Here is a 7,295-nt window from a genome sequence, read left to right as displayed (position 1 = left end):
CTTGCAGGTAACCTTGGGATTGAGCAAGCCATTAAAGCGGCTGGTTTGGATATTGCGGTGCCATTTTCACCCGGTAGAGGTGATGCTACAGATGAGATGACAGACGCAGATTCATTTGCTCCACTAGAACCATTGGCAGATGGATATAGAAACTACAGCAAAGAAGACTACGTAGTAAGTTCTGAAGAATTGATGCTAGATCGAACACAGCTAATGGGGCTAACTGCACCGGAAATGACGGTGCTTGTTGGTGGTATGCGTATGTTGGGTACCAATTATGGCAATACCAAACATGGTGTTTTCACCGACAATCCAGGTGTCTTGACCAACGATTTCTTCGTTAATCTAACAGATATGAACAACGAATGGAAACCAAAGAGTGAAGGACTGTATGACATTTGCGACCGTAAGACGGGCGCGGTAAAATGGACCGCTACCCGAATGGATCTGGTATTTGGTTCCAATTCTATTTTGCGTTCCTATGCCGAAGTTTACGCACAAGACGATAGCAAAGAAAAGTTTGTAAATGACTTTGTAAAGGCTTGGACGAAGGTGATGGATGCGGATCGATTTGATTTAAAATAAAAAAATCCTTTCAGTTTATAAGAAAAAATCGGCTTTGATATGCTATCGAAGCCGATTTTTTTATTGTTTTAAGTAACGATTCTTAGGATTTCCCTATTGAAATCAGCTGTTTATTAAACCCGAAATAGGCAATAGAATTAGTTGTGATTGAATGTGAAGAAGAAGCTCCACCTATATAGAAAGATAAATCTTATTTCAGTATTAAGCGGCCAACTTTTCTTCCGTTACCTTATCCATGACTATAGCTATTGCACCGTCTCCAGTTACATTACAGGCAGTTCCAAAACTATCCATGGCAATGTATAATGCGATCATTAAGCCAATCATCTCTTCGTTGAAACCTAACATGGATTGAAGAATGCCGACAGCGGCCATAATGGCTCCCCCAGGAACCCCGGGTGCAGCTATCATCGCAATACCCAAAACAAAAATAAATCCGGCAAAGAGTGTGAAACCAAAAGGCATTCCGTACAGAATCATTAAGGCCATGGCGCAAGCAGTAATTTTCATAATGCTACCGGAAAGGTGAATGGTGGCACATAGAGGGATAACAAAGCCCGCAATTTTCTCAGAGACCCCATTTTTCAGCGCTTGTTCTAAGGTTACCGGAATGGTAGCTGCAGAAGATTGGGTTCCTAATGCTGTGAAGTAGGCAGGTATCATTGTGATCAATAATTTAAAAGGGTTTTTCTTTGAAACCAAACCTGCAATGATGTATTGAAGCAATAATAGTAAAACGTGCAAGGCAAAAATCACCCCAATTATACTTATGAATACGGATAGAATTGAAAAAACTTGTCCGCTAAAGGACATTTTGGCAAAAATACCCAAAATGAAAAGCGGCAAGAGAGGGATGATTACATTTTCAATCAATTGCATGATGATTTTTTGAAAGTCTCTCACCATCAATTTTAGATTTGATTCTTCCTGGGTGGAAAGACCTATTCCAACCACAAAAGCAAAAACAAGGGCTGACATAACGTCGAGTATAGGAGGGATGCTAATACTAAAGTAAGGTGTTAATTCAGGTCCTTCTTCGGCAATTGGAGCAGCTCCATTAACATGTGATTCCAAGAGCATGGGGAATATCCCGGAAGTAGTAAGGTAGGTCGTAAAACCTGAGAACAAAGTGGAACCATAAGCAATGGCAGCTGTCATTAACAATAATTTCCCTGCCCCTTTTCCTAAATCAGAAATGGCCGGCATAATAAGTCCCATAATTATAAGTGGAATGGTGAAATTCAGGAATTGTCCAAAAAAAGCATTAAAAGTGGTGAAAATCCGATTGATGGATTCTGGTAAATACTGTCCGAAAAAAATGCCCAATACTATGGCTAGGAAAACTTTAAACAATAAGTTCGAAAATAGTTGTTTCATGATCTACGCTAATTATCCCAATAGGAAATGTCTGCCTTAAAATAAACTTTAGGAGGGCTAATATACAGCCATTGTCCGGAAGGAGCATTTTTGAGCTGATAAATTGACCTTAAAATACATTGTAAAGGCTAGATTATGGGGATAAGTTAGTTTGTAATATTTTCTTTTTTGTTGCAAAAGGAATAGTGAAATATTATTTATACAAAATTTAATCGTTTATTTTAAAGATAATTAAACCTTTGCCTAAAATACTGGTCTTACCATAATCAACCTTAAATATAAAATGAATGAAAAGATTTTTTTTAACTTTCCTCTATTTGATTTGTCTTTCATGCAATAGTATTGAAGAACCCAAAGTTGAAAATAACAGTGGTATTTAAAAGCCAAAGGGTTTGTATTCAAGTTCTTTTGGAAACGAAACAGCCTTGGATAATGCCCATGTCAATGGGGCTTTAATCCGTGTGAGATGGAATGATATTGAACCGGAGGAAGGGGTATTTGATTTTTTATTGATTGATCAATTTCTAGAGTTAATTAAGGAAAGAAATCTGGAATGGAGTTTAGGTATAATTGCTGGAGAAAGTAGCCCCGCTTGGTTGTTTGAGAATGAAAATGTTGGTTCATTTGAAATCACTGATTATTACAATAATGTAAAGAGAATACCAAAAATGTGGGATACCCAAGTTAATGTTAAATTAAACCAATTGGCTTTGGCCTTGGCAGCTAAATATGGAAATGATGAAGACTTAGCCTTGGTCTATGCCCCTCTAATGACTGCTAATGGCATTGAAGGTCATTTTAATGGGGTGCCTGAAGCGGTACTTATCAATGCAGGGTTCACTGCTGAAAGATGGGTAAATTCCGTTAAAGAAGTAGCTGAAAATTTCGCAATGGCCTTTCCTGATAAAGCCATTGCCGTAGAAGTACATGACCTTATCAATGATAGCGCTATTCCAAACCAAATCATAACGGACTTATGGAATGACAGCTCATTGAACCAACGAGTTGGGGCTGCAATTTGGTGGATTTCCGGTAAGACTACATACCAACCCAATTTGTTGGACGCATTAACCGCTTTCCCGGGTGATATTTATGCCCAGGCCATTGGCAGGTCTGACCAAACGGAAAGGTTTAAAGATGATGATTACAGTACCATGTTTGCCCAAGCAAAAACAATGGGGGTAAGGTATATTGAACTTTGGGAATATGAATTTGTAAACAATACTTTTCCACAAGAATTTGCTGACTTTAATGCTTATGCCAATGTTACCTATAAATAAGAATGGCAAGGGATAAAACTTTAATTCCCTCTTTTTATGATGCGGTTTTACTACTTTTTCTTGCAATTGGCTAACCTTGGCTCCCACCAATCGTGGTAAGTTTTGTCTAGTTTGCAGTAGTTAATGTTGAGATAGGAAAGGTAACTTTATTTATAAGTATACAGTATGACATAGAGCCTTTCTTCCGATAAAGTAAAAAGCTGCATAAAATGAAGACAATTACAAAGTTTTGGGCAATTATTATAGCATTCAATGCCTTATTTTCATGTGCCAACGAAGATCAGGGAAAGCTGGATTTGGGCCAAGCCAATATCTTAATTTCTCCGCAGATCAAATCAGCTATTCAAGGAACAGCCGAAGAGATCCTGGTCGAGGAAATTGAAAAACGTACTGCACTTCACCTGAAGGTAGCGGATAAGTGGGAAGGCAATACGACCATTGCCATAGCTTTGGAAAATGACATTGAATTATTTGGCAAGAAGCTTCCTTTGAAAAGCAATAGTGTTCCCGAAAACTTGAAGGCAGAAGGTTACCGTATTTACCATGAGAAAGAAGGTAACCAGAATACAATTTGGATTTTAGGGGCTGATACTAGAGGCATCTTATTTGGTGTAGGTAAGTTGCTGAGGATGGCGAATATGAAAGAAGGTGAAATCACTATTAAATCTGCCATAGATTTTTCTGAAGTCCCGGAATATCCTCTTCGTGGGCATCAGTTTGGTTTTCGAAATACTGCCAATTCTTGGGACGCCTGGACGGTGGAGCAATTTGATCAACATTTCAGAGAGCAGGTACTTTTCGGCGCCAATAGTTTCGAAAATATACCCTTTCAGAAGGTCAACTCTAGTCCACACTTTAAGGTCAACCCTCAGCTTATGGAGGTTGAACTCAGCAAAATATGTGAAAAATATGATGCGGAATATTGGGTTTGGACTCCTGCTCCGCATGACTTGACCATCGAAAATGCACATCAGGAAGAGCTTGTTGAACAGGAAGCATTTTATGCCAAATGTCCAAGGTTAGATGGTGTCTTTGTTCCTGGAGGGGATCCGGGAGAAAACCACCCTGCTCAATTGATTCCCTATTTAAATGATTTGTCAGCTATTTTGAAGGAGTATCATCCGGATGCCGGGATTTGGGCATCTTTGCAAGGCTTTAATAAGGAAAAAGTTGAATATTTCTTTGATTATCTGGAACAGAATAATCCTGATTGGCTCAAAGGATTGGTTTATGGCCCTAGTAGTCCTCCAATTGATTTGGAGAGAAAATTACTGCCAAAAAAATACCTGCACCGATTTTATCCGGACATAACGCATACGGTAAGGTGTCAATATCCGGTAGACAACTGGGACCAGGCTTTTGCTTTGACATTGGGCAGGGAGCCATGCAATCCTCAGCCCTTTATGTATACTGACTTGTTTCATAGAGATAGCCAATTTACCGATGGTTTTATCACTTATTCAGATGGTACCCATGATGATGTCAATAAAGTACTATGGAGCCAGCTGGGTGTCAATCCTCAAAAAGATCCCAAAGAAATTATCATGGAGTACAGTCGGTTTTTCTTTGGACCAGAAGTCGCGGAGGAAGCTACTGATGGGATATTTGCTTTAGAAAAAAATTGGGAAGGTCCAATAAAGAACAATGATTCAATTAAAAAAACCTTGGCATTATGGACAAGTTTGGAAGAGAATAACCCCCAATTGTCCGATAACTGGAGATGGCAGCAATTGGTAATGCGGGCTTATTATGATGCATATATTCAGGATAGGCTGGCCTTTGAAAAAGGACTGGAAGCCGAAGCGAATGAAATACTGGCTCAAGCAAAAAAAATAGGAGCAGAAGAGGCCATGAAAAATGCACTTCAGCATTTAAATAAAGCAACAACCGATATGGTTTCACAAGACCTAAAGGAAAAAGTATTTGAATATGCCGATAAACTTTTTCGATCCATAGGTGCACAGTTAAGCGTAGAAAAGTACCAGGCACGAAATGCCGAAAGAGGAGCGATTCTAGACTTTATTGATTACCCATTGAACAATAGGTGGTGGTTGGAAGACGAATTTGACAAAATAAGGGAATTGGGCACTGAAAAAGAAAAGTTGGCAAGGCTGGATTTTATTAGGACCTATGACTCTCCGGGAGAAGGTAGTTTTTATGACAATATTTCAAGTGCCGATGCCGAGCATGTTACTTCCAAAACCGATGATGCCATAGACTTCTTATGGGAAAATGATGGGCTAAGCCGAAAGCGCCTTTCTACTCAGCTGTTTCAATTTACACCAACTTTGGAGTACCATGACTTAGATCCTAATGCCAGTTACCTAATCAGGGTTTCCGGATTTGGTGAAGCATTGTTAAGAGCAAATGACCAACGTTTGGTGCCGACTAAATATGAAAAGGGATTTGAGGAGTTTAAAGAGTTTCCACTTCCAAAAGATTTAATCAAAGAAGGAACATTAAAGCTAAGCTTTGACAAGCCGGATGAAGAACACCTAAACTGGAGGAAGCAATCCAGGGTAACGGATGTTTGGCTGATCAAAGAATAAATATGAGTAAAGAAGGACATCTCCACTGCGAAAAAGAGCTTTATCCTTTAAAAGGGATTGTTACTGTGCTCAATACGCCCTTTACTAAACATGATAAAATTGATTTTGAATCATTAAAAAGAAATGTTAACGAGGCGCTAAAGGCTGGTGTCGCCGGCTTTTTGGTGCCTGCGATGGCAGCAGAAGTATATAAATTAACAGCCACTGAGCGACAAAAGATGTTGGCTTTGGTGTTAGAAACAGTAAAGGATAGGGTACCTGTGATTGGCGGGGCAGGAGAACAGGATTTGAGCAAAAGTAAAACCCTACTGAAATCATATTTAGCCTTAGGTTGTAGAAATGTTTTGTTCCAAATTCCTTTTGTTGACAAACAGCAGTTTAGAAAGCACTTTATGGAGTTGGCCGATTTATCTCCGGAAATGATTATGTTACAAGATTGGGATGCTACCGGTACTGGCTTGCCGGACGAATTGATCTGTGAGTTATTTGATGAGGTACCTACTTTTCGTTGTTTAAAAATAGAAACGGTGCCTGCCGGGCCCAAATATTCACGCATTCTGAAGCTGACTCAAGGGAAATTAAATGTGAGTGGAGGCTGGGCTGTATCTCAAATGATGGATGGGCTTCACCGGGGTGTTCATGCCTTTATGCCTACCGGAATGCATTGGATTTACACAAAAATATACCGCCACTTTGAAATGGGGGAAACCAAGGAAGCTGAAGCCTTATTCAAAACAATATTGCCAGTATTGAATTTCTCTAATCAGAGTTTAGATCTTTCAATCCATTTTTTTAAGCGCTTATTGTACCGGCAAGGCATCTATACACAGGCTAAGGTACGGTTTCCAATTGCACCATTTGATGGAGAACAACAAAAGCAGGCAGACCTCCTAATTGATCAGATCATACGAATTGAGAAAAAATTGAAATAAGGAAAAGGCTAGGTTGAGATCGGTAACTGTTTTTATGAATAATTTTGCAGGCTTGGCTGGATCCTCTCTTTTTATCTAAAAGCCATAAAAATTGAGTTTGGGTATTATTAGATAAAAATATCAGGGTAAATTTGTATTTACATTTTTGGCTGCTTTTTTACGGCCAAATAATCTTGCCAACATTGAAAAACGAAAGATGCAAATTTGTAGGCCTAAGTCGACCCATTACTTTATAGCTGAAACTTCCTTTTGCTAACTTACTAATCCCGGTTTTTGTAGATGAAAAAGATAACCATTGTAGGTGGAGGTGCTGCAGCACTACTATTTGCTGCGCATATTGACACAACCAAATATAAGGTAACCTTGTGTGAGCAAAAAAAGACCTTAGGTAGGAAGTTTTTGGTGGCCGGGGAAGGAGGATTAAATTTAACTTACGAGACCAATTTGGCATCCCTCATTAAACCTTATGAGCCAAGTGAATTTATGGCGCCTATTTTGAGCCGGTTTACCAATAAAGACCTGATTTTATGGCTAAAAAAAGAAATAGATTTTCTAAAAAAGAAGAACTTAGG

At 39.1% G+C, this 7,295-nt stretch carries 6 protein-coding genes; 5 read left to right on the top strand and 1 reads right to left on the bottom strand.

What is annotated here, in order from left to right; all coding sequences use genetic code 11:
- Positions 1-585 (top strand): peroxidase family protein (locus tag AAC037_RS15570; protein WP_339903842.1); only part of this gene is annotated, 585 nt, incomplete at its 5' end.
- Between the two features lie 201 nt (positions 586-786).
- Here the strand turns inward: AAC037_RS15570 and AAC037_RS15565 are convergent.
- Positions 787-1,962 (bottom strand): dicarboxylate/amino acid:cation symporter, encoded by a 1,176-nt coding sequence (locus AAC037_RS15565; protein ID WP_339903841.1) that lies wholly within the window; start codon positions 1,960-1,962, stop codon positions 787-789.
- Positions 1,963-2,354: 392 nt separating this feature from the next.
- On the opposite strand from AAC037_RS15565, the gene AAC037_RS15560 reads away from it, so the two are divergent.
- From AAC037_RS15560 to AAC037_RS15545, 4 genes are all read left to right on the top strand, one after another.
- Complete coding sequence (locus AAC037_RS15560; RefSeq protein WP_339903840.1) at positions 2,355-3,242, top strand: beta-galactosidase; 888 nt, start codon at positions 2,355-2,357, stop codon at positions 3,240-3,242.
- A 209-nt stretch (positions 3,243-3,451) separates the two neighbouring features.
- Positions 3,452-5,791 (top strand): hypothetical protein, encoded by a 2,340-nt coding sequence (locus AAC037_RS15555; protein WP_339903839.1) that lies wholly within the window; start codon positions 3,452-3,454, stop codon positions 5,789-5,791.
- 2 nt (positions 5,792-5,793) lie between these two features.
- Entirely contained in the window at positions 5,794-6,723 is a 930-nt protein-coding gene (locus AAC037_RS15550) for a dihydrodipicolinate synthase family protein (protein ID WP_339903838.1), read from the top strand.
- Positions 6,724-7,002: 279 nt separating this feature from the next.
- The coding region (locus AAC037_RS15545) for an NAD(P)/FAD-dependent oxidoreductase (protein ID WP_339903837.1) at positions 7,003-7,295 on the top strand (293 nt) is incomplete at its 3' end.

The sequence above is a fragment of the uncultured Cyclobacterium sp. genome (assembly GCF_963976465.1).
GTDB lineage: Bacteria > Bacteroidota > Bacteroidia > Cytophagales > Cyclobacteriaceae > Cyclobacterium.
The sequence above is the reverse complement of the archived record's forward strand: the minus strand, read 5'-3'. Positions and strand labels throughout refer to the sequence as shown.

What these genes read in the sequence shown, in the direction of transcription:
- AAC037_RS15550 (WP_339903838.1), top strand. Translation starts at nt 5,794, where the DNA reads ATGAGTAAAGAAGGACATCTCCACTGCGAAAAAGAGCTTTATCCTTTA.
- AAC037_RS15555 (WP_339903839.1), top strand. Translation starts at nt 3,452, where the DNA reads ATGAAGACAATTACAAAGTTTTGGGCAATTATTATAGCATTCAATGCC.
- AAC037_RS15565 (WP_339903841.1), bottom strand. Translation starts at nt 1,962, where the DNA reads ATGAAACAACTATTTTCGAACTTATTGTTTAAAGTTTTCCTAGCCATA.